At 45.6% G+C, this 23,097-nt stretch carries 21 protein-coding genes and 1 riboswitch; of the genes, 4 read left to right on the top strand and 17 right to left on the bottom strand.

Annotation, left to right across the window (positions count from 1 at the left end):
* Positions 1-106: 106 nt before the first annotated feature.
* The 5 genes from malZ to yfbV all read right to left on the bottom strand — a co-directional run bounded on the left by malZ (position 107) and on the right by yfbV (position 5,726).
* On the bottom strand, positions 107-1,933 hold the full coding sequence (gene malZ / locus ACWYVB_RS09570) for a maltodextrin glucosidase (protein ID WP_395222144.1): 1,827 nt from the start codon (positions 1,931-1,933) through the stop codon (positions 107-109).
* A 141-nt stretch (positions 1,934-2,074) separates the two neighbouring features.
* The gene (locus ACWYVB_RS09575; protein ID WP_005396631.1) at positions 2,075-2,869 is read right to left on the bottom strand and encodes an ABC transporter ATP-binding protein; all 795 of its coding nucleotides are present in this window, start codon (positions 2,867-2,869) and stop codon (positions 2,075-2,077) included.
* Positions 2,866-3,801 carry an ABC transporter permease gene (locus tag ACWYVB_RS09580; protein WP_054574798.1) on the bottom strand — a complete coding sequence of 312 codons (936 nt, stop codon included), beginning with the start codon at positions 3,799-3,801 and terminating at the stop codon, positions 2,866-2,868. The genes ACWYVB_RS09575 and ACWYVB_RS09580 overlap by 4 nt, the downstream gene beginning before the upstream one ends.
* 177 nt (positions 3,802-3,978) lie before the next feature.
* On the bottom strand, positions 3,979-4,944 hold the full coding sequence (locus ACWYVB_RS09585; RefSeq protein ID WP_047010059.1) for an ABC transporter substrate-binding protein: 966 nt from the start codon (positions 4,942-4,944) through the stop codon (positions 3,979-3,981).
* A 329-nt stretch (positions 4,945-5,273) separates the two neighbouring features.
* Positions 5,274-5,726, bottom strand: coding sequence for a terminus macrodomain insulation protein YfbV (gene yfbV / locus ACWYVB_RS09590; RefSeq protein ID WP_005380809.1), 453 nt, complete (start codon positions 5,724-5,726; stop codon positions 5,274-5,276).
* 346 nt (positions 5,727-6,072) lie between these two features.
* Here yfbV and ACWYVB_RS09595 point away from each other — a divergent pair, with 346 nt between their 5' ends.
* Together ACWYVB_RS09595 and pta are read left to right on the top strand one after the other, a co-directional pair.
* On the top strand, positions 6,073-7,269 hold the full coding sequence (locus ACWYVB_RS09595) for an acetate kinase (RefSeq protein ID WP_005396635.1): 1,197 nt from the start codon (positions 6,073-6,075) through the stop codon (positions 7,267-7,269).
* Between the two features lie 136 nt (positions 7,270-7,405).
* On the top strand, positions 7,406-9,550 hold the full coding sequence (gene pta / locus ACWYVB_RS09600) for a phosphate acetyltransferase (protein WP_005396636.1): 2,145 nt from the start codon (positions 7,406-7,408) through the stop codon (positions 9,548-9,550).
* 111 nt (positions 9,551-9,661) lie between these two features.
* On the opposite strand, the gene ACWYVB_RS09605 is transcribed toward pta, so the two are convergent.
* Positions 9,662-10,939: an MgtC/SapB family protein gene (locus ACWYVB_RS09605; protein WP_047010060.1), complete on the bottom strand. Its 1,278-nt coding sequence runs from the start codon at positions 10,937-10,939 to the stop codon at positions 9,662-9,664.
* Between the two features lie 287 nt (positions 10,940-11,226).
* Here ACWYVB_RS09605 and ACWYVB_RS09610 point away from each other — a divergent pair, with 287 nt between their 5' ends.
* Entirely contained in the window at positions 11,227-11,649 is a 423-nt protein-coding gene (locus tag ACWYVB_RS09610) for a DUF7282 domain-containing protein (protein ID WP_104974976.1), read from the top strand.
* Positions 11,650-11,763: 114 nt separating this feature from the next.
* Here ACWYVB_RS09610 and ACWYVB_RS09615 read toward each other — a convergent pair whose 3' ends face one another.
* The 11 genes from ACWYVB_RS09615 to moaA all read right to left on the bottom strand — a co-directional run bounded on the left by ACWYVB_RS09615 (position 11,764) and on the right by moaA (position 21,870).
* Positions 11,764-12,711, bottom strand: coding sequence for a glutathione S-transferase family protein (locus ACWYVB_RS09615; protein WP_457528821.1), 948 nt, complete (start codon positions 12,709-12,711; stop codon positions 11,764-11,766).
* 167 nt (positions 12,712-12,878) lie between these two features.
* A complete protein-coding gene (oppF, locus tag ACWYVB_RS09620; RefSeq protein WP_006742812.1) occupies positions 12,879-13,892 on the bottom strand; it encodes a murein tripeptide/oligopeptide ABC transporter ATP binding protein OppF in 1,014 nt (337 codons plus the stop codon).
* Positions 13,871-14,842: an ABC transporter ATP-binding protein gene (oppD, locus tag ACWYVB_RS09625; protein ID WP_005396641.1), complete on the bottom strand. Its 972-nt coding sequence runs from the start codon at positions 14,840-14,842 to the stop codon at positions 13,871-13,873. Before oppD ends, oppF begins: the two co-directional genes overlap by 22 nt.
* 27 nt (positions 14,843-14,869) lie before the next feature.
* Positions 14,870-15,772 (bottom strand): oligopeptide ABC transporter permease OppC, encoded by a 903-nt coding sequence (gene oppC / locus ACWYVB_RS09630; protein ID WP_005396642.1) that lies wholly within the window; start codon positions 15,770-15,772, stop codon positions 14,870-14,872.
* A gap of 15 nt (positions 15,773-15,787) precedes the next feature.
* Entirely contained in the window at positions 15,788-16,708 is a 921-nt protein-coding gene (oppB, locus tag ACWYVB_RS09635; protein ID WP_006742810.1) for an oligopeptide ABC transporter permease OppB, read from the bottom strand.
* Between the two features lie 128 nt (positions 16,709-16,836).
* Positions 16,837-18,513: an ABC transporter substrate-binding protein gene (locus tag ACWYVB_RS09640; RefSeq protein ID WP_457528823.1), complete on the bottom strand. Its 1,677-nt coding sequence runs from the start codon at positions 18,511-18,513 to the stop codon at positions 16,837-16,839.
* A gap of 532 nt (positions 18,514-19,045) precedes the next feature.
* Positions 19,046-19,501 (bottom strand): molybdopterin synthase catalytic subunit MoaE, encoded by a 456-nt coding sequence (gene moaE / locus ACWYVB_RS09645; protein WP_048625774.1) that lies wholly within the window; start codon positions 19,499-19,501, stop codon positions 19,046-19,048.
* A gap of 1 nt (position 19,502) precedes the next feature.
* The gene (gene moaD, locus ACWYVB_RS09650; protein WP_005396646.1) at positions 19,503-19,760 is read right to left on the bottom strand and encodes a molybdopterin synthase sulfur carrier subunit; all 258 of its coding nucleotides are present in this window, start codon (positions 19,758-19,760) and stop codon (positions 19,503-19,505) included.
* Positions 19,757-20,236, bottom strand: a complete 480-nt coding sequence (gene moaC, locus ACWYVB_RS09655) for a cyclic pyranopterin monophosphate synthase MoaC (RefSeq protein ID WP_005396647.1) — start codon at positions 20,234-20,236, stop codon at positions 19,757-19,759. The genes moaD and moaC overlap by 4 nt, the downstream gene beginning before the upstream one ends.
* A 26-nt stretch (positions 20,237-20,262) precedes the next feature.
* Positions 20,263-20,775 carry a molybdenum cofactor biosynthesis protein B gene (moaB, locus tag ACWYVB_RS09660; RefSeq protein ID WP_457528825.1) on the bottom strand — a complete coding sequence of 171 codons (513 nt, stop codon included), beginning with the start codon at positions 20,773-20,775 and terminating at the stop codon, positions 20,263-20,265.
* Between the two features lie 105 nt (positions 20,776-20,880).
* On the bottom strand, positions 20,881-21,870 hold the full coding sequence (moaA, locus tag ACWYVB_RS09665; protein ID WP_005396649.1) for a GTP 3',8-cyclase MoaA: 990 nt from the start codon (positions 21,868-21,870) through the stop codon (positions 20,881-20,883).
* Positions 21,859-21,993: riboswitch (molybdenum cofactor riboswitch) on the bottom strand. Its footprint overlaps the gene before it by 12 nt.
* Before the next feature lie 175 nt (positions 21,994-22,168).
* Here moaA and ACWYVB_RS09670 point away from each other — a divergent pair.
* Positions 22,169-23,065 carry a YvcK family protein gene (locus tag ACWYVB_RS09670; RefSeq protein ID WP_074191595.1) on the top strand — a complete coding sequence of 299 codons (897 nt, stop codon included), beginning with the start codon at positions 22,169-22,171 and terminating at the stop codon, positions 23,063-23,065.
* Positions 23,066-23,097: the final 32 nt, after the last annotated feature.

A 23,097-nucleotide genomic window follows, 5' to 3' on the forward strand; every position in this document is an offset into this window, starting at 1 on the left:
CAATGCGTAGTGCGCATCGCCAGATAATCAGATAACCAACAAATGTGTACGCATTGTAGGAGACTGTTTATATATTAAAGAAGTTTAATCAATATAGAATGTAGTGTCACTTCAGTTGCCACAATTTGAAGCTCTGTGCAGGTATATTGACAGAAAGATGACCCTTATAATCAATAAGTTCGCGTCCATCCAGAAGTGACGAAAGATGGGTAGCCTCCAAACCAAGTTGCCACAGAGGCAAGTCAATTGAACCCTCATCGCCACTTAGATTCATCACAACAACGATCGCTTCACTTCCAAGTACGCGCGCATAAGCCAGCACGTTGGTATCGCAATGCAGCCATTGAATACTACCAGACTGTAAAGACTTGTACTGTTTGCGTATCGAAATCCATTGCTTGTAAATCGACAGCCATGCTGAGTTTTCGATTTCATTCCAAGGGAAACAGCGACGATTATCCGGGTCCAGCCCTCCCTCTAGTCCGACTTCACTCCCATAGTAAATACAAGGTGTACCGACGTATGTCATGAGCAGAGCAAGTGCGATGTTCATTTTACGCTTATCACCATCAACCAGTGTGATAAAACGAGCAGTATCATGACTATCGAGTTGATTTAGCTGCGATAGCTGATTCGAAAATGGAATTTTTGCTCTGGCTTCGTCCAACCATGCTTTAAACTCCAAACCATCAATGTTGATTGGTTCATACATAATATCTTGCTGCGCGATAAAAGCTCGAACTGGATGAGCAAAACCGTAGTAGTTCATCGCCCCATCCTCTTGATCACCTTGCAACCACTGCGTTGCTTCAAAAAAGTGCTCACCTAGCACATAGGCATTCGGATTGACTGACTTCGTCGCATGGCGAAACGCTTCAACATAATGAGCATTGTTTTTCGCTCCCTCTCCTTCGCCAAGCATATGGATAACATCAAATCGCCAACCATCGACTGAGTATGGAGGCTTAAGCCAGTGCTTAATGACAGATGCTTCACTTTGATAGATATAGTCACGCACTTGTTCATTTTCGAAATTCAGAACCGGTAAGTTACCAATGCCCTTCCAACCAATATAGTGATTGGTTTCGCCGTCAAAAAAGTAGTAATCGCGGAACTTTGACTGCGGATTGCCATACGCCCCTTCTCCTTTTTGTTGGATATCAAACCAAGGATGATGCACTGACGTGTGGTTAAACACCGCGTCTAAGACAATCTTCATATTCTTACCGCGAATCTTCTCACACAGTTCCGCAAACTGAGCATTGGTGCCAAACATAGGATCAACAGTGAAGTAATCAGTGGTGTCGTATTTGTGGTTACTTGGTGAAGAAAAAATCGGATTGAAGTAAAGCGCTGTTACGCCGAGCTGCTCAAGGTAATCCAACCTCTGCTCTACACCTTTGAGATCTCCGCCAAAAAACTCTCTTGCTCCTGTATTTTTGTGAGAGCCTACCGCGTCTCCCCAAGCCTTGACGACCGATGCAGAATCATACTGAGCATAAGCGTGGCGAATATCAGACTCACTTTTACTAGCAGAAAAACGGTCAGGAAAGATTTGATAGAACACTTGCTCTTGGACCCAGCTTGGTGGTTGATGATTTACATTCAACTTAAAGTGGAACTCTTTGGGTGGAATACGTTTTTGCACACCTCGCGCATCGAGCCAGTATTGTTGTCCGTCTTTGAGGAGCTTAAACACATAATGTGTGACATCTCGATCTCGGTTTGGTCGGAACGAGGCTTCCCATAGTAACAATTCCCCAGCTGTTCCAATTTGAGCCATGTCGACCAGATATTCTTCATTGTCCGGCTCAATACGCACATAAACGGAATCAAAATCCAATGTCTCGGTTTTCAGTCTGACTGTGACTTGCTCTTGATTAAAAGCTAAACCATCAATAGTTTGACTATGAAAAATAAATGGCAGGTTCATTATGGGCACTCCTCGTCATCGGATATGCCACTATGTTATTGAAGAATTAGAGACAAGAAATCCTCCTTGCGAGTTGACATATCAGCCAACTTTCCCAAGGAGGATCACACTTAGTAGGCGTAGTGACTGGTAGGATACTGCTTAGTTCAACAAGAGACTGTCATCTGCAAGCTCTTCACCACGCACTTTGGAGAACATATCCAACAAGTCTGGTACTTGCATGTTAGCGCGCTGCTCTCCAGCCACATCTAGCACAATTTCACCTTGGTGAAGCATTACGGTCCTATCGCCACATGCTAATGCGTCTTTCATCGAATGCGTCACCATCATCACGGTTAAATCGAACTCATCGACAATACGTTTAGTTAAGTCGATAACAAACGCCGCCATACGAGGATCAAGCGCAGCCGTGTGTTCATCAAGCAATAACAACTTACTCTCCGATAACGTCGCCATCACAAGGCTAACGGCTTGTCGTTGTCCACCGGACAGTAAGCCAATGCTATCGCCCAGACGATCTTCTAAACCAAGCCCTAGGATGCTAATTCGCTCTTGGAACAGCTTGCGACGTTTAGCTGAAAGCGCCAAACCCCAACTGCGTTTTTTACCACGCATGTACGCTAAAGCCATGTTCTCTTCTATCGTTAGCTCTCCACAGGTTCCGGCCAATGGATCTTGAAACACTCGTGCGCATTGCGTCGCACGCTGGGCAACCGTCTGCTTGGTGACGTCTTTGCCATCAATGATCACCTGGCCACCTATCATCGGCGTCTCACCTGTTACCGCGCCAAGCAACGTCGATTTTCCTGCGCCATTAGAACCAATCACAGTAAGAAATTGATGCTCTGGAACCTCTAAAGAGACACCTTTCAGTGCACGATTTTCTAAAATCGTCCCTGGGTTGAACGTGACCTGAATGTTATTAAGTTCAATCATAACGCCTCCCCCGAACCATTTTTTGATGCCGCTTGTTTAGCATCGGTAACGCGTTGTTTCGCTCTCATGCTCTGTTTTAATTTTGGAGCAATAAGCGCGACAGCCACCAATACTGCGGTGACAAGGTTGAGGTCTGATGCTTGCAAACCAAACATGCCAGAGCTCAAAGCGAAAGCGACTGCAAGACGATAAAGCACCGAACCGATGATGACAGCAAATACCGCAACCCAAATTTTTCGCCCCGGAATGAGGGTCTGGCCCAAAATCACAGCAGCCAAACCAACCACAATGGTGCCCACGCCAGAGGTCACATCTGCAAAGCTGTTCGTTTGTGCAAACAACGCGCCTGCGAATCCGACAAAACCGTTAGATAAAGCCAACCCAAAGTAGGTATAAAAACCAGTGCTCGCCCCTTGCGCAGAAACCATACGCGCATTAACGCCCGTGGCCCGTAAACCAAGACCAAAGTCGCTGTTGAGCAAGCGAATCACAAAGAAAGCGGACAAAAGAACTAAGACCCCAACAACCAGAGGACGAATGAACATCGGATCGCCCAAGGCTTCAAACGGAGTGAGAATCGTATCCTCTCCAAGCAACGCCATATTAGGTTTGCCCATAATACGAATATTGATTGAAAATGCCGCGATCATGGTAAGAATGGAAGCCAACAGGTGCAAAATACCACATCGAACAGCCAAAAAAGCGGTTACCCACCCCGTCATACTACCGGCTATCATGGCCATTATTGTCGCAAGCCAAGGATTAATACCTGCGACAATCGCCGTTGCAGCCACCGCCGCTCCCATTGGAAAGCTGCCATCCACACTCAAATCGGGGAAATCGAGAACACGAAACGTAAGATACACACCCAAGGCAACTAGGCCATAAATTAAGCCAATTTCGAGTGCGCCAAAAAAAGCAAATGCAGACATAACTGCTCCTTTCTGCATGTTCAGGCTGACGAATACCAACCTGAACTTAAGACTTCTAACGTATACTCCCATTCTTCTCTAGCAGAATGCTCTACACGAGAAGTCCGGCGAGTATCAATTTTGGGGCAAGCCTCTATCAACAGACGTGACGGCCCTAACCCCAAAAAAGAGCGTTACTTATTGCATGCTTGTCGCACGTTCAACCACAGAACTTGGCAGCTTGATACCGAGCTTAGATGCCGCGCTTTCATTAATTACGAGGTCAGAGCCCGTCGCGACTTTTACATCCAATTTGCCTGGTTCTTGACCATCAAGAATCGCCGCCACGTAATCAGCGGTTTGCACACCAACCTGGTAGTAGTCAAAACCTAAGCCTGCAATTGCTCCTTTTTCGACATATGACGTCGCACCACCAAAGACAGGTTTTTTCGCTTGATTCGCTGCCACAATCATCCCTTCAATCGCACTTGCAACTGTATTGTCTGTTGGGGCGTAAAGAATGTCTGATTTCGCTGCAATCGCTTGAGTCGCAGACTGAACATCAGCACTTTTTAGTGCGGTCGCTTCAACCACTTGTATGCCTTTTGCTTCTGCGCTTTCTTTTAGCAGTTCAACCAAAGTCACGGCATTAGCTTCACCGGGATTAAATACAACCCCGATGCTTTTCACCTGAGGGAGAATTTCTTGGATGAGATCGACATGCTGAGCAACGGGTGAAAGATCAGACAGGCCAGTTACGTTTTTGCCTGGTTGTTCCATCGACTTAACCAATTTCGCACCGACCGGGTCTGTTACCGCAGTAAAGACAACAGGAATAGAGCGCGTTGCCGACACCAAAGCTTGTGCCGAAGGCGTCGCGATACCCACTAACACATCAGGATTTTCGCCGACGTACTGACGGGCAATTTGCACAGCAATCGCAGGGTTACCCTGTGCGGTCTTATAATCAAATTCTAGATTTTTGCCTTCTTCGTAGCCTTTCGCTTTTAAACCATCAAGCAATCCTTGACGCGTCGCGTCTAACGCGGGGTGTTCGACAATTTGTGAAACTGCAACGGTTGCAGTGGCGGCCAGTACATTGGCAGAAGAGAAAATAGCAGTAGCAGATAGAACGGCAGTGGCTAATAAACGTTTCGTTTTCATCATAACTCCTTGATGTGACTTCGTCCTTGTTTCGCGAGCATTCAACATGAATATCGACTCGTGAATTCAAATGTTTGAAGGGGGTAATGTTGTGTTCGTATAACTGTGCACTTCTTGCGCATCTTGTTTTTATTATTACTACTAAGTCTTAGTAAAGAAAAGAAAGATTTAACACTAAAGCAACATTTGTGATCGGGGGACTTCTTCATCCGGAAAGAATCTTTGGTAAACAAAGCTTCACTCGCTTCATCAACGACCGTCAAAGTAGGTAATAGAGGCAGGATCAAAAATGGAGCGGCTAGTGCACACTCCATTTCAAACAATTTAAATTAGAACCAACGCTCTAGTGACGATTTATCGAGCTGGCGAAACGCTCGGTTCAGTATTATCGCAAGCTCTTTATAACGAGGGCGAGCTTTAACAGGCTCTAGTGCAAAACCTGTTTCCACAATTTTTTGATGCAGCTCCCGATACCAAGACGCCAGAGAAGGCGGCAATTTCGTGTTGGATCGAGCACCAAGCCACCAAATGCCTTGAAGTGGCAAGCTAATCGCAAACAAGGCAACAACAATGGATTGAGGTAACGCGTGGTAATTGTTGAATGCCATTTGAGTGAGTACGCTGATCGCAGCAACGGCTGGCATGACTTTAATGCCAAAGCGAGTCGCCTTAATGATACGCTGTTCCGGAAATATGGCGCTTAGCTCTTTACGAACCGGCCAGATCTCCATGTAATTCTGGCCATCTTTCAGGCTATGGATCAATCCGACTTTATTACTCATACCGCTCTCTCACTAAAAAATAGTTGAACATTTCAACTGAAGGTACAAAAAATTGATGAAAGTTAATATTCTTTCAAATTTTTTTTGTTATCATTGCTTATTATCGCTATCCTTTGCAGACCCTCAATCTCATTGTTGCTGTTATTTACAATTTAAGCAACTCCGAGATATCTATCTGCACGGATCGCATCATAGTGATGGATGGGTTCATCACTATTTCTTTATATGGAATTAGAACAATTTTTGACCAGGATTAGTACGCAGCCTTCTGGGTATCGGCTATTCTTGTGATTAATTTTTCATTCTTTAACTGATTTTTTATCAGACGAATAACAGGTAGTCATACATGTCTAAGCTAGTTTTAGTTTTAAACTGCGGTAGTTCTTCTCTTAAATTTGCCGTTGTTGATGCCGAGAACGGCGACGAGCACTTATCAGGTCTTGCTGAGTGTCTTCACCTTCCTGAAGCTCGCATCAAGTGGAAACTTGATGGCAAGCACGAAGCTCAACTAGGCAATGGTGCAGCTCACGAAGAAGCACTAGCGTTTATGGTAGAAACTATTCTTGCTTCTAAGCCAGAGCTTAAAGCTAACCTAGGCGCAATCGGTCACCGTATCGTTCACGGCGGCGAGCAGTTCACTCAATCTGCACTAATCACTGATGAAGTTCTAAAAGGTATTCAAGACGCTGCAACATTTGCACCTCTTCATAACCCTGCTCACATCATCGGTATCGAAGCGGCTAAGAAAAACTTCCCAGAGCTTAAAAACGTTGCTGTATTTGACACTGCGTTCCACCAAACTATGCCTGAAGAGTCTTACCTATACGCTCTTCCATACAACCTATACAAAGAACACGGTATCCGTCGTTACGGTATGCACGGTACTTCTCACTTGTTCATCACTCGTGAAGTTGCAGGCCTACTAAACAAACCAGTTGAAGAAGTAAACATCATCAACTGTCACCTAGGTAACGGCGCGTCTGTATGTGCAATCAAGAACGGTCAATCTGTAGACACTTCTATGGGTCTTACTCCACTTGAAGGTCTAGTAATGGGTACTCGCTGTGGCGACATCGACCCTGCGATCATCTTCCACCTACACGACGCTCTAGGTTACTCTGTTGATCAAATCAACACGATGCTAACTAAAGAGTCTGGCCTTCAAGGTCTAACTGAAGTGACTTCTGACTGTCGTTTCGTTGAAGACAACTACGGTGAGAAAGAAGAAGCAACACGCGCAATGGACGTGTTCTGCCACCGTCTAGCTAAGTACGTAGCTGGCTACACTGCTTCAATGGACGGTCGTCTAGACGCAATCACGTTCACTGGCGGTATCGGCGAGAACTCTGGCCCTATCCGTGAAATGGTTCTAAACCGTCTTGGCATCTTCGGTATCGAAGTAGATAGCGAAGCTAACCTTAAAGCTCGCTTCGGCGGCGAAGGCGTTATCACGACTGAAAACAGCCGTATCCCTGCAATGGTTATCTCTACTAACGAAGAGCTAGTCATCGCTGAAGACACTGCACGCCTGACAGGTCTTTAATTGAATTACTGGCTAGCCACTTGGCTAGCCAGATTTTCATTCAAACGAATTTCTTAGGGGCTCAACTCCTATTCTTCGAGCTTCATGGAATAAGAGTTGAGCTTTTATCCCCCAAATAGCTAAAGGTACTCTACGAATGTCTCGTACTATTATGCTTATCCCTACTAGCGCAGGCGTTGGCCTAACAAGCGTTAGCATGGGTGTTCTTCGCGCTATGGAGCGTAAAGGCGTTAAAGTTTCTTTCTACAAGCCAATCTGTCAGCCACGTTCAGGTGGTGATCAGCCAGATCTGACTTCAACTATCGTTGGCCACAACAGCGATATGAAGATCGGTGAACCAATGGCGATGTCTGTTGCTGAAAGCCTAATCGGTAACGACAACATGGACGAGCTGCTAGAAACCGTTGTTGAACGTTACAACCAAATCAACAAAGACGCAGACGTTACGCTAATCGAAGGTCTTGTACCTACTCGTAAGCACCCATTTGCAAACCAAGTAAACGCGGAAATCGCGGCAACACTTGGTGCAGAAATCGTGCTAGTTGCGACTCCAGGTACTGATAACCCAGCGCAACTGAAAGAGCGTATCGAAGTAGCATGTTCTAACTTCGGCGGCACTAAGAACAAAAACATCTCTGGCGTTATCATCAACAAGCTAAACGCTCCTGTTGACGAAGCTGGCCGTACTCGCCCTGACCTATCTGAAATCTTTGACGATGCAGATAGCGCGAAACAAAACGAATTGAAAGTGATGGAAATCTTCAACACTTCTCCAATTCGTGTACTAGGTTGCGTGCCATGGAGCATTGATCTGATTGCGACTCGTGCAATCGACATGGCTAAGCACCTGAAAGCAGATATCATCAACGAAGGTGACATCAACACTCGTCGCATCAAGAGCATCACTTTCTGTGCACGTTCTCTGCCAAACATGATTGAGCATTTCAAACCTGGCTCTCTACTTGTTACTTCTGCAGACCGTCCTGATGTTATCGTTGCTGCTTCTCTTGCTGCAATGAACGGTGTGGATATTGGTGCTGTACTGCTAACTGGCGGTTACGACATCCCTCGCGAAATCGAAGGTCTATGTAAACCAGCGTTCGACACTGGTCTACCTATCTTCAAAGCACAAGGTAACACTTGGCAGACATCTCTAAACCTACAGAGCTTCAGCATCGAAGTACCTGCAGACGATAAAGAGCGTATCGAGTTCATCAACGAGCACGTTGCTGGTCACATCGACGGTAACTGGATCGAGTCAATGACTGAAGGTACTCAGAAGTCTCGTCGTCTAAGCCCACCAGCGTTCCGTTACCAGCTAACTGAACTTGCTCGTAAAGCAGGCAAGCGTATCGTTCTTCCAGAAGGTGACGAACCACGTACTGTTAAAGCAGCAGCAATCTGTGCTGAACGCGGCATTGCAGACTGTGTGCTTCTAGGTAACCCAGATGAAATCCGTCGCGTAGCAGCTCAACAAGGCGTTGAGCTAGGTACTGGCGTAACCATCATCGATGCCGATGCTGTTCGTGAAAACTACGTTGCTCGTCTAGTTGAGCTGCGCGGTGCGAAAGGCATGACTGAAGTTGTGGCTCGTGAGAAGCTACAAGATTCAGTATTCCTAGGCACAATGATGCTTGAGAACGACGAAGTTGACGGACTAGTTTCTGGTGCTGTTCATACTACGGCGAACACTATCGTTCCTCCGTTCCAAATCATCAAGACTGCACCAAATGCGTCTATCGTATCTTCAGTATTCTTCATGCTTCTGCCTGATCAAGTACTGGTTTACGGTGACTGTGCGATCAACCCAGATCCAACCGCTGAACAGCTTGCTGAAATCGCTATCCAATCTGCTGACTCTGCAGCAGCATTCGGTATCGACCCTCGCGTTGCTATGATCTCTTACTCTACTGGTGAATCTGGTAAGGGTGCAGACGTTGATAAAGTACGTGAAGCAACTCGCATCGCGAAAGAGAAGCGTCCTGATCTAGTGATCGACGGTCCTCTACAGTACGACGCAGCTATCATGGAAAACGTGGCAGCGTCTAAAGCGCCTAACTCTCCAGTAGCAGGTAAAGCGACAGTATTCGTATTCCCAGACCTAAACACGGGTAACACAACTTACAAAGCGGTACAACGTTCAGCTGACCTAGTTTCTATCGGTCCAATGCTGCAAGGTATGCGCAAGCCTGTAAACGACTTGTCTCGTGGCGCGCTAGTAGACGATATCGTGTACACAATCGCTCTAACAGCAATCCAAGCAGACCAAGAAGCTAAATAATCGCTTCTGACATCTAGTTGGACAACTATCCAAAGCCCTCGATTCGTCGAGGGCTTTTTCTATTGTTGGCCACACAGCAAAGAGGCTATGAGCAATAGTACTAATACGCTCTTACGAATACAGCGCCATAAATACCCCAGCCCCAACCACAACACAACCTGTCATCACTGGTGCGATTCGGTGCCAAAGCTTCTTATCCCCTATCGCGATGACCATCCCCATTTTCACAATGGTATTAACCGAAGCGGCGATCAAAATGCCTAACGCAGCAGTGGTCACGCTTAATGTTTGCGTACTTTGACGTCCGAGGGTTAACGAGATCGCATCAACGTCAGTAATCCCTGATAAAGCAGAAAGGATCAACACACCCGCGTTGCCGAACCAGTCAGACAAAGCATGAGCAAGCAGCATAATCACCGCCAACACGAGGCCAAAGAACAGTGCCGACTGCAAAGCAAGAGGGTTCGTTTGCTTATTTGATTGCTCAATCTGCTCAACTTCACTTCTGCGCCAAATCCACCATGCCGGAATGTACAACGCAACCATCATCGCCATCACGATTGGCCAAAGCAGTTTCACTAATTGTGGATTGATAACAGACAGTACGATAAGTAAACGAGGGAACATGGTTCCGCAGCTCAAAAGAATACCACTAGCGAGTAACGGGCTGATGCTCGCTTGCTCACGAGAAAGATGGGAAAACTGCAACGTTAATGCTGTCGAAGAGCTAAGCCCCGCAAATACAGACGTAAACAAAATACCTCGCTTCGCCCCGCCGATCTTTATCGCAAAATAACCGACAAACGAGATACTAGCGATCAACACAACCATCCACCAAATCTCATACGGGTTAAGTGCATTCCAAGGGCCGTAAGATTGATTTGGTAACAGGGGTAACATGACTATCGAGATAAGTAATAAACGCAGTGCTGCGTCTAACTCATACTCTTGCAGTTTTTGTAGCGCTTGATGTAGCTCTCTTTTGTTATCGAGCACCACAGCGGTTATTACGGCCGCTGCTGCTGCCAAAACAGCCTCACCCGACACGGCAAGGTTACCCAGAACAAACACCACCATGATACTAACCACGCCAGTGATGCTCACATCTCCGCTCTTTTTCTGCTGTATAACAAAAGCGATGCAAGTGAGGATGACTAAAGCGATAAGCGCAAAACCAATGAGTAAAGGTGTATAAATGTTGGCGAGAATGCCAACTAAACCACCGAGTAAACCGACTAAAGAAAAAGTACGAATGCCCGCGACACGACTGCCTTCTACGCTATTGCGCATCACCCAGCCACGTTGGGTGCCAACAATTGCCCCCAGTAATAGAGCAATAAGCAGATTCCAAATTAGATGCTCGCCACTGACAAACTCATTGATATCCATGCATCACCCCCGTTAAAAAGCGGTTGTTATATCATTAGTTTATTTGAATATGGGTAAGAAGCTGTGACGATGAGAGGATAATCAGAAAATGGCCCCGGCTCCCGGCTTACCATTGCGTCTTATAATTTCATTGTTCTTTTACCTACCACCAAAACGTAATACAACGAAGCGATCCTCCCTGTTCAATTTATCAGCATTATTTACATTTCAACTGAACTTTCTTACTAGAACCACGTAACGAAGATGGACTGCTATTAAGCAAACTCACACATAAGTAAGGAATACATATGAACAACTCCATCAACAACTCACTGCTAAAGCTTGGTTTAGCTGCAATTCTGTTCAGTTTTTCTTCATTCAGCTTTTCTGCCCCAAGCATTAAAGGCGTTGATCAAGATATGACCGGAGGAACAGTAACCGCAAAAATGGTTCATGCTGACGACAACGGATGGATGGTCGTCCACCGAACAGACGAATCAATGAAGCCTGGCCCTGTTATCGGCTATGCCCCATTAAAGATGGGACAGAATGAGAACGTGAATGCAATTTTGATGGAACCGGTTGAGTCTGGCGACATGCTGATGCTAATGGTCCACGGAGAAAAAGGGGGAATGAAGACTGGCGTATTTGAATATACACTCGGAGCCAAAGAAGATGGACCTGTAAAAGTCGACGGAAAATTAGTGATGGACGTCGTGCGCGCTAAGTAAGACGAGCGCACACTTAAAAGTCACTCTCCTACTCCTAGTATTTAGTTGGCGTAAAAGTACTTAACGATATTGCTAACCGTTAAGTACTTTTTCATTTCTGATGGAGGTAGCAAACTAGCTAATTATTTCTCTTCCATGAGGAGAGTTTAAGTCTAAATCAGGCCCTTTGGGTACGACTTGCGTCGGGTTAATCCCAGTGTGGCTGAAATAGTAGTGACGTTTAATATGGTAGAAATCCGTGGTTTCTTCGACGCCTTCGACTTGATACAACTCTTTTAAGTATCCTTGAATATTCTCGTAGTCTGCGATGCGCTGCTTATTACATTTGAAGTGGCCCACATACACGGCATCGAAACGGATCAGAGTCGTAAACAAACGCCAATCAGCCTCAGTAATAGTATTCCCCGCTAAATAACGATGCGTCGCTAGGTGCGAATCGATTTTATCTAGCGCAGCGAATAAAGAATCGAATGCTTCTTCATATGCCTCTTGCGTGGTCGCAAAACCACAGCGATACACTCCATTGTTGACGTTTGGATAAACAAAATCGTTCCACTCGTCAATAACATGCTTTAGCTGTTCTGGATAATAGTCATCGTGGTTTCCTGTTAACGCATTGAACTCCGAGTTAAACATACGAATAATTTCTGACGACTCATTCGACACGATCGTATTGGTCTTTTTATCCCAAAGCACAGGCACAGTTACACGGCCTGTGTAATCTGGTTTGGCCTGCGTGTAGATTTGGTGCATACGAGTGTGACCAAATAGTGGCTCAGGAAGCCCCATTTGCCAGCCTTGGCTTAACATATCAGGGCAAACAACCGTGACATCAATATGGGGTTCTAAGCCTTTCAGCTTGCGGAAGATGAGCGTTCGGTGTGCCCAAGGACAAGCAAGAGAGACATACAAATGGTATCGACCAGACTCTGGTTTAAACTCCGCATTAGGTTCGTTTTTAACCCAGTTACGGAATCCGGCATCTTCACGCACAAATTTGCCACCATTTGATTTTGTGTCATACCAGACGTCATGCCAAACACCTTCGACCAACTTACCCATGATTGCGCTCCTCTCATTCTGTTTATGTCTATATTAGCGTTTCCTATCAAACAGAAAATCACTGAACTTAGGACATCATGTTCAAGAAATTCGAATGTATAAATCAGATGCATAAAAAAAGCGCGACCCGATGAAGGTGTCGCGCTTAAGCCCGTCACAGGCTGAATTTATACACTAACGTGCAAACAAGATACCGCGTGAACGTCGTTACCTTGAATCGTTGGCTTCGTCTTCGCACACTCTTCGGTTGCTTGTGGGCAACGAGTGCGGAACACACAACCCGATGGTGGGCTGATCGGCGAAGGAAGGTCGCCTTCCAGCATTTGGATTTTCTTACTGCGTTCAATGTTCGGGTCCGGAATCGGAACCGCTGACATCAATGCGCGTGTATATGGGTGCTTAGGATCAGCAAACAGCGCCTCCGCCTCACCGAGCTCGACAGCATTACCCAAGTACATGACCAAAACACGATCTGAGATATGTTTAACCACTGACAAGTCATGCGCAATGAATACCAGAGAAAGGCCTAGTTCTTTTTGAATCTCTTTAAGCAGGTTAACAACCTGAGCTTGAATAGATACATCAAGCGCCGATACGGGTTCATCACAGATGATCATCTTAGGCTTAAGGATAAGCGCACGCGCAATACCGATACGCTGGCACTGACCACCCGAGAACTCGTGCGGATAACGGTTGATCACATTTGGTAGTAGACCCACTTTCGCCATCATCTCTTTAACGCGGTCTTTCACTTCCTGCTTAGACAGTTCTGGGTAGAACGTTTCAAGAGGCTCAGCAATAATGTCGCCAACCGTCATACGTGGGTTAAGAGAAGCCAAAGGATCTTGGAAAATCATTTGGATTTCTTTACGCGTTTCACGACGTTGGACGTCTTTCATCTTAGTTAGATCTTGACCCAACCAAACTACTTCGCCATCCGTCGCTTCAACAAGACCGATGATAGCGCGCGCAAACGTCGATTTACCACAACCTGACTCGCCTACTACACCAAGTGTTTCCCCTTCGTATAGTCGAACGTTCACCCCATCAACCGCTTTTAGGCTTGAAGGCTTTGACCACGGCCATGCCGATTTTGACGCAATGCTGAAGTGAACTTTCAGCTCTGAAATGTCCAGAATTAGCTTTTTATCTACTGCGTTCATTTGTTCCAAGCCTCCCATTCAGAAAAACATGCGCGCTGACGGCCATCACCAAATGGAGTCAGAATTGGCGCTTCACGCTTACAACGATCCATCACTCGGTGACAACGCTCTTGATAAGGGCAGCCCGGTGGTAGACGAAGCAAGTTTGGTGGATTACCAGGAATGGTTGGCAGAATTTCACCTTCCGTATCAAGGCGAGGAATCGCCTTCAGCAGACCCTCTGCATAAGGGTGGCTTGGATTATAGAAGATTTCGTTTACGTTGCCGTACTCCATCGTACGACCTGCATACATCACCAGCACTTTGTCACACGAACCTGCAACAACACCAAGGTCGTGCGTGATCATGATGATCGCAGTGTTGAACTCGTCTTTAAGCTCATTAAGCAGGTCCATTATCTGTGCTTGAACCGTCACATCAAGTGCTGTTGTTGGCTCATCGGCAATAAGCAGTTTAGGACGACATAACAACGCCATCGCGATCATTACACGCTGACGCATACCGCCTGAAAACTCATGCGGGTACATCGTGATACGCTTACGCGCTTCAGGGATTTTCACCGCTTCCAGCATGCGTACTGATTCTTCAAACGCTTCCGCTTTGCCCATGCCTTTGTGCAGCATAAGCACTTCCATCAACTGATCACTTACTTTCATGTAAGGGTTCAGTGATGTCATTGGGTCTTGGAAGATCATTGCGATCTGTTCCGCACGCACTTTGTTCAGTTCTTTTTCTGGTAAGTTTAGGATTTCTTTGCCTTCAAACTTTGCGCTACCAGAAATAATACCGTTCTTAGCCAACAGGCCCATGATTGCGAATACGGTTTGAGATTTACCTGATCCCGATTCTCCAACGATACCTAAGGTTTCGCCTTGGTTGAGAGAGAAGTTCAAATCGTTTACTGCGGTTACGATACCATCTTGCGTGGTGAATTCGACGCGCAGATCTTTGACATCTAATAAGCTCATCATTGCTTCCTTAATCTTATCTTTTAATTATCTGTCTTTTGGATCCAGCGCATCGCGCAGGCCGTCACCAACGTAGTTGAAGCAGAATAGCGTCACAACCATGAACACGGCTGGGAATGCCAGCTGCCAGATTGCCACTTCCATTGTCTGTGCACCTTCTTGTAGAAGGGCTCCCCAACTTGTCATCGGTTCCTGAACACCAAGACCAAGGAATGATAGGAATGACTCCGTCAGGATCATGCTCGGGATAAGTAGCGTAGAGTAAACCGCTACGATACCCAGTACATTCGGCACGATATGACGAGTGATAATTTTCCAGTTGCTAACACCACACACATGTGCCGCTTCGATGAACTCTTTGCTACGTAAGCTGAGTGTCTGACCACGTACGATACGCGCCATATCTAGCCATGCGATAGCACCAATCGCGACAAAGATCAGCATGATGTTACGACCGAAGAATGTCACAAGTACGATAACTAGGAACATAAACGGTACCGCGTACAAAATCTCTAGAATACGCATCATCACACGGTCAACTTTACCGCCGATAAAACCAGATGCTGCGCCATAGAGCGTACCAATCAGTACAGCTACAAATGCACCCATGACCCCCACCATCAACGAAATACGACCGCCGATTAGCGTGCGTACGTATAAGTCACGACCTAAGCTGTCGGTACCAAACCAATGGTCAGCATTCGGTGCAACGTGCATCGCGTACCAGTCAGTATCATCAAAGGTGTGCGGTGCGATCATTGGCAGAATAATCACCGCCAACGTCATTAGAACAAGAAGGAATAAGCTCACCATTGCCGCTTTGTTGCGCATAAAACGGATACGAGCATCTTGCCAAAGACTGCGACCTTCAATCTCCAAGTTTTCGGAGAACTTCTCAATCGCTTCTAGGTTTTCTTTTTTCGTTAACATAACCAAACGTCCCTGTTAGTAGCGAATTTTCGGGTCAATCATTGCAAGTAGAATATCTACAATCGCGTTGAATAAAATGAATAGGAAACCAATCAGGATGGTTACACCCATTACTAGCGAGTAGTCACGGTTAAACGCAGCATTAACGAATAGCTTACCAATACCTGGTAGACCAAAAATGGTTTCGATAACAACAGAACCGGTGATGATACCTACGAAAGCAGGACCCATGTAAGAAACAACAGGGAGAAGTGCCGGCTTAAGAGCGTGCTTGATGATAATGTAACGGTAGCTTAGACCTTTAGCACGAGCCGTACGAATAAAGTTACTGTTTAGGGTTTCGATCATCGAACCACGTGTAATACGAGCGAAGGTTGCAACATACAGTAGTGACATACCAATGACAGGAAGCACTAAATACTGCCAGCTACCATCTTGCCAACCGCCCGCAGGGAAGATATTCCAGTGAAGCGAGAATAGATAGATAAGCGCAGGTGCCAATACAAAAGAAGGCATTACCACGCCGAGCATCGCTGTCGACATGATGGTGTAATCAATCCAAGTATTCTGCTTGAGCGCAGCAATGGTACCGACGGTAACCCCCATAATCAGGGTAAAGATAAAGGCGATGAAGCCCACTTTAGCCGAAACCGGTAAGGCAACCGCGATCAGCTCGTTAACCGAGTAATCAAGGTATTTAAATGACGGTCCGAAATCCCCTTGGATAACATTGGTCAAATACGTGGTGTATTGTTCAAATACAGGTTTATCTAAGCCATATTTAGCTTCGATATTTGCCATTACTTCGGGTGGCAATGGACGCTCTGTCGAGAAAGGGTTTCCCGGTGCAAAGCGCATAAGAAAGAAAGATACGGTGATCAAAACCAACATTGTTGGGATCGCCTCAAATATCCTTTTTGCGATGAATTTAAGCATAAACTCACTCTTTCAGTCTGTGACAGTTAAATTAAAGAAGTCGTCCAATTCTTTTGGACTAAAGATAGGCGCTACATGCAATTTCTCACATGTAGAGCCTCATTTTTATAGTTCTATCGAGTTACGAATTACTCTGTGATGTAGAGATCTTTAGAGTAAATCTTGTCTTCCGCGTTATTGACTGGGAAGCCACCAACTTTCGGTGATAGTAGACGTGATTTCACGTACTGGTAGATAGGTGCGATTGGCATATCTTTTGCCATCAACTTCTCTGCTTCTAGGTAAAGCGCTTGACGCTCTTCGTCAGAAGTTGAAGCAAATGCTTTGTTCATGATTGCATCGTACTCTTTGCTGTCGTAGTGAATACCACCAGTAGTGTTATTACTCATCATCAGCGTTAGGAAAGATGAAGCTTCGTTGTAGTCGCCACACCAACCTGCACGAGCAACCTCAAAGTTGCCAGAATCTTTGGTAGATAGGTAAGTTTTCCACTCTTGGTTTTCTAGCGTAACGTCTAGACCAAGCGTCTTCTTCCACATTGAACCCAGTGCAACCGCAAGTTTCTTGTGGTTCTCTGACGTGTTGTATAGAAGGTTAAATTCAAGAGGGTTGTCTGCGCCGTAACCCGCTTCTTCCAATAGACGCGCCGCTTCAGCGTTACGCTCTTCTTGCGTCATTTTGCCGTATGCAGGGATTTCTGGGTTGAAACCCGCCGTGATTTCAGGCGTTAGGAAATAAGCTGGCTTTTGACCTTGTGCTAGGATCGCATCAGTCACGATATTACGGTCAATCGCATAAGAAATCGCTTTACGTACGCGAACATCATCAAACGGCTTTTTCTTCGTGTTGAAGATGTAGTAGTAAGTACACAAGTTACCCGATACAGACACGTCTTCTGGATGCTCTTGCTTCAAACGCTTGAAGTGCTCTGTAGGCAGTTCATTCGTGAAGTCGATTTCACCTGCTAGGAAGCGGTTCATTTCCGCTACTTGGTTTTCGATTGGTAGGAAAGTAACTTGATCAAGCGTCGTGTTTTCGTTGTCCCAGTATTGTTCGTTACGTTTTAGAACTAAACGCTCGTTTACAACCCAGTTGTCAACAACATAAGCACCGTTACCTACAAAGTTCTCAGGCTTCGTCCATTGATCGCCGAACTTTTCAACGGTTGCTTGGTGAACAGGCTTCACTGTTGTGTGGCCCATCATCATCACAAAGTATGGTACAGCAGTGTCTAGCTCAACCACTAACGTGTGGTCGTCAACCGCTTTAACACCCAACTCACTCTTGTCTTTTTTACCCGCAACAATGTCTTTTGCGTTCTTCATCTTGGTGTATTCCATGTACCAAGCGTATGGAGAAGCGGTTGCTGGGTCGACTGCGCGTTGGAAGCTGTATACAAAATCACCTGCAGTAACAGGATCACCGTTAGACCATTTTGCGTCTTCACGCAGGTGGAAAGTGTATGTTTTGTTGTCTTCAGTTTCCCAAGACTCTGCAACACCAGGGATAGTGTTACCGTCCGCATCTTGGTTTACTAGGCCTTCAAGAAGATCGCGAATCACGTGGGATTCTGGAACACCTTGAGATTTATGAGGGTCTATTGTCGCAACTTCTGTACCGTTACCACGCACCAATTCTTGAACAGCAGCAAGTTTTGGCTCTTTAGAATCAGATTTAGCTTCAGGGGGTGGAGCCGGAGCAGGCTCAGCAGCTTGTTTCTCTACAGGCTTTTCGCCACAACCAGCTAAAGCGAGAGAAAGACCAGCACCAATAAATAAAGCGCGCGTGATTTTATTCTTATACATGCGTAAAACTCCAAATTTTTTCGTTAGCATCCATGACTTCTTTGTAAGGGCCTGGAACGGTCAGAGTTTTAGATTTTTTTAGTGCATTTTCTGAGCACAAAAGCCTAAAACCTTACAAAGACTGCGGCACACATTAGCAATCATTGAAGTAATTTGCCATAAAAATGTAGCAAAAAAACCAATAATCCTGACTAAACCACACATATCTAGCAGTAAACTCTAATCAAAAAGTATTCACCAGCCAAATGGAGACCAGAAGCGACATTCCACAGACAAAACTTTCGATTAATCTACATTTAAACCATTTGATAGCATCTTATGCTAGATATTTACATATTATTTAACATTTATGACAAATGAAGTCTAACAAATAATTGTTTATATATTGGGCTAAAAACTTTTATTGTGAAGAATATCACCAGAGCGAGCACGGGTTGTGTTGAAGTCAAATGAGCAGAATTATGAAGATAAGTACAAAAAGAGCTAAGTGCCATTGACACTTAGCTTTTTTCACTAGAATGAGGAGTGGGTTCTATTTTTCCCAACGCTGTGCAGCTTGGTGATCAGTATCGCGCGACTCAATCCAACGATCTTCACTCGTCGTGCGTTCTTTCTTCCAAAATGGTGCTTTGGTTTTCAAGTAGTCCATAATGAACTCGCAAGCATCAAATGCTGCTCCGCGGTGTGCACTTGAAACACCAACAAAGACGATTTGATCACCGCTATCCATATCACCAACGCGATGAATCACGCGTACGCCCAATAATGGCCAACGTGATTCAGCTTGATCGCAAATGTCGCTCAAGCTCTTCTCAGTCATGCCTGGGTAGTGTTCCAAGTGCAAACCAACAACATTATCGCCAAGGTTCATATCTCGAACTTTACCAATGAATGTTACGACAGCACCAGCAGCCGTACCTTCGGATAAACGTTGATATTCGTGATCAACGGAAAAGTCTTCAACTTGTACAGAGACGCGTGGGTCCATCTTAACCTCCGGTTACCGGTGGGAAAAATGCAACTTCATCCCCCGCTTTTACTTCGGTATCAAGTGGGACAATAGATTGATTAACAGCAGCAAGTAGCTTTCCTGGCTCTAAAGCCAAATCCCACTTACCATTTTTATCAGCGCCCTCTTCCACGAGATGTGCGCGAATCGCTTCAACCGTTTCAAATTGATCATCTAATTCGACACTGTCGATACCAATCAGCTCACGAGTCTGAGCAAAAAAAAGTACTTTAATCATGATTCCGCCTTGAAGTGTCCAGATTTTCCACCCGTCTTTTCTAGGAGACGAACTTGACCGATAACCATGTCTTTTTGCACCGCTTTACACATATCGTAAATCGTCAGTGCAGCAACAGAAGCCGCCGTGAGCGCTTCCATTTCTACGCCCGTTTTACCTGCAAGCTTACAAACAGATTCAATACGAACTTTGTTTTCTGACTCAATAGCCTCCAACTGAACTTCGACTTTAGAAAGCAACAGAGGATGACAAAGTGGAATCAAATCCCACGTTTTCTTTGCAGCTTGGATACCAGCAATACGAGCCGTCGCGAACACATCACCTTTATGATGCTGACCGGAAACAATCAGTTGCAAGGTTTCTGGGGCCATGTGAACAAATGCTTCTGCACGTGCTTCACGAACCGTTTCAGCTTTTGCAGACACGTCGACCATGTTAGCTTCGCCAGACGCGTTGATATGGGTAAATTGAGTCATTGTTTTTCCTTCGCTTTTAGGAAAGGTTATACAGATAGGTGCGGCATGAAGTTACAAGGGCGATGGCTTGCATCTAACTGCTGCTTGATGATCTTCGTCCAGCCAGTGCGGCACGCACCTGTTGAACCAGGCATTGCGAAGATAACTGTATGGTTAGCAAAACCTGCAATTGCACGCGATTGGATCGTTGACGTACCAATTTCTTCGTAAGACACCATGCGGAATAACTCACCAAAACCTTCTACTTCTTTATCAAACAGAGGCTTCAGCGCTTCTGGCGTGCTGTCACGTGACGTGAACCCTGTACCACCAGTAATCATGATCGCTTGAACATTGTCGTCCGCAATCCACTGAGAAACAATTGCGCGAATTTTGTACATGTCATCAATAACAATTTGCTTATCGACAACATTGTGACCCGCTTCTTTAGCGTGTTCAACAAGGTAGCGACCAGAGGTATCGTTTTCTTCGGTACGAGTGTCAGATACCGTTAGAACGGCAATATTTGCAGGTTGAAATTTGCTTTCAGCGTGACCCATGTGTTCACCTATTCTCTTTTAACTTTGATACGTTTGGTATCGATTCTAGAAAAGCGAGGGAAAGCTAGCCTATAAATAAGCTTTCCCTACAAAATTTGAGTTGATTTAGCCGCCGATAGACGCCAGATGTGGCGTCATACCCGTATTACCATCGTGCAAGAAGTGGCTCACCGACTTAGTTTGTAACTGCGCTTGGATGCGTTCAATAAGCTCGCTTTCTTGCTCATCACGTTCCAATAGATCACGTAGTTCTACACCGTGGTCTCCAAACAAACACAGATGCAGCTTACCCATCGCAGAGACGCGTAGTCGGTTGCAGCTCTCACAAAAGTCTTTTTCATAAGGCATGATCAGGCCAATTTCACCCTTGTAATCTGGATGAACAAACACTTGCGCGGGGCCGTCATTATGAGAGCGCACTTTAAGCAGCCAACCGTTCGCAATCAACTGATTACGAATTGCTACGCCAGACACATGATGCTTATTGAATAAATCATCCATCTCACCCGTTTGCATCAATTCGATGAAGCGCAGTTGGATTGGACGATCTTTTATCCAGTTGAGAAACGCTGGCAGCTCTTGATGGTTAAGATCTTTCATCAAAACCACATTAACTTTGACTTGCTCATAACCAACTTCAAACGCGCGCTCGATACCATTCATCACCTCAGTGAACTTATTTTCACCCGTGATTTGATGGAACATGCGCGGATCAAGGCTGTCCACGCTGACGTTGATGTGAGTTAAGCCCGCTTCACGCCAGTCTGCGACTTGCTTCGCCATGCGGTAACCATTGGTCGTCGTTGCTACTTTTTGGATACCAGGCGTCGTCGCCACTGAGTGGATAATGTCGGTAAAATCTTTGCGTAAACTTGGTTCACCGCCAGTAATGCGCACTTTTGACGTGCCACAATCAGCAAACGCTTTTACGACCCGTTTGATTTCAGGAAGAGATAAAAAAGACGAGTTTTTATTGCCCGAAGGCTTATAGCCATCAGGAAGGCAATAGGTACATTTGAAATTACATACGTCGGTCACAGACAGACGCAAGTAATAGAACTTACGATGAAATTTGTCTTCGAATTGTTGCGCCACGGAACACCTTTCCAAACACGGGAGGCATGGCCATTTCCAATCATGCCCTTGTGACAGTACGCCACTGGCTCAAAACGCTTATCCTCGGACTTAGCAATAGTGAGCTCGGAGTTATGGCAACCAGAGATATGAAACCTCTGATAGCTTTGCGGTGTAAAATACTTAATATTTGTACTGGAATCCAGACTTGAGTGATAAAAAACTCTCTAGAGACACAATTTACCGCTAAGTGAGTACCTTTCAAGCACTCCTTGAGATAAATTGTAGCCGTTTTTTACAAGATTATTAGAAGAACGTAATGAATATCTACACGGATAAAAAAGTGGTCGCTGTTGGCGGTGGTCATGGCTTAGGTCGAATGTTGGCCGCACTACGGGATTTTGGCGGCAATGCAACTGGCATTGTCGCCACAACAGACAATGGTGGCTCAACAGGAAGAATTCGTCACTGCCAAGGTGGAATCGCCTGGGGCGACACACGGAACTGCATTAATCAGCTGATCACAGAGCCGTCGATCAGTTCAATGATGTTTGAATATCGCTTCAAAGGTACTGGCGAGCTTGATGGTCATAACCTCGGTAACTTGATGCTTACGGCGCTCGATAACTTATCGGTCAGACCGTTAGATGCCATCAATCTGATTCGAAACATGTTAAAAGTCGACGTTAACATTCTTCCTATGTCTGAACACCCTTCCGATCTTTCCGCGTTATCCGTGGATGGGAAGTGGGTCACGGGAGAAACGAATGTAGACGAGATGAACACCGATTTACGCCGTCTCGATCTATCACCAGAAGTCCCTGCAACTAAAGAAGCAGTAACTGCACTGGCAGAGGCAGACGCTATTATTCTTGGTCCTGGCAGCTTTTTAACCAGCATCATGCCTCCTTTGCTGTTGCCTGAGCTCGGCAAAGCCATTGCCGCCAATGAGAAAGCAAAAGTCATTTTCGTTGCCAACTTGAGCCCGGAGTACGGCCCAGCCGGACGAATGACCATGGCACAAAAATTAGAATGGTGTGAGCGTGCCTGCCAAGGTAGGAAGATAGACGTGGTTCTAGCAGAGGAAACCGAGCAAGAAGTATTGAGCCAGTGGAATGTAGTGACGGAATCGTTAGCTTCGTCGAACCGAGATTGGCGTCACGACCGAGATAAACTCAAGCTCGCTATTGAAAGCCAGCTAAGGCTTTCAATTTAAAAAAGCCCTCTAAAGCTAGGGGATAGCTTCAA

The organism is Vibrio sp. JZG10, from assembly GCF_054064075.1.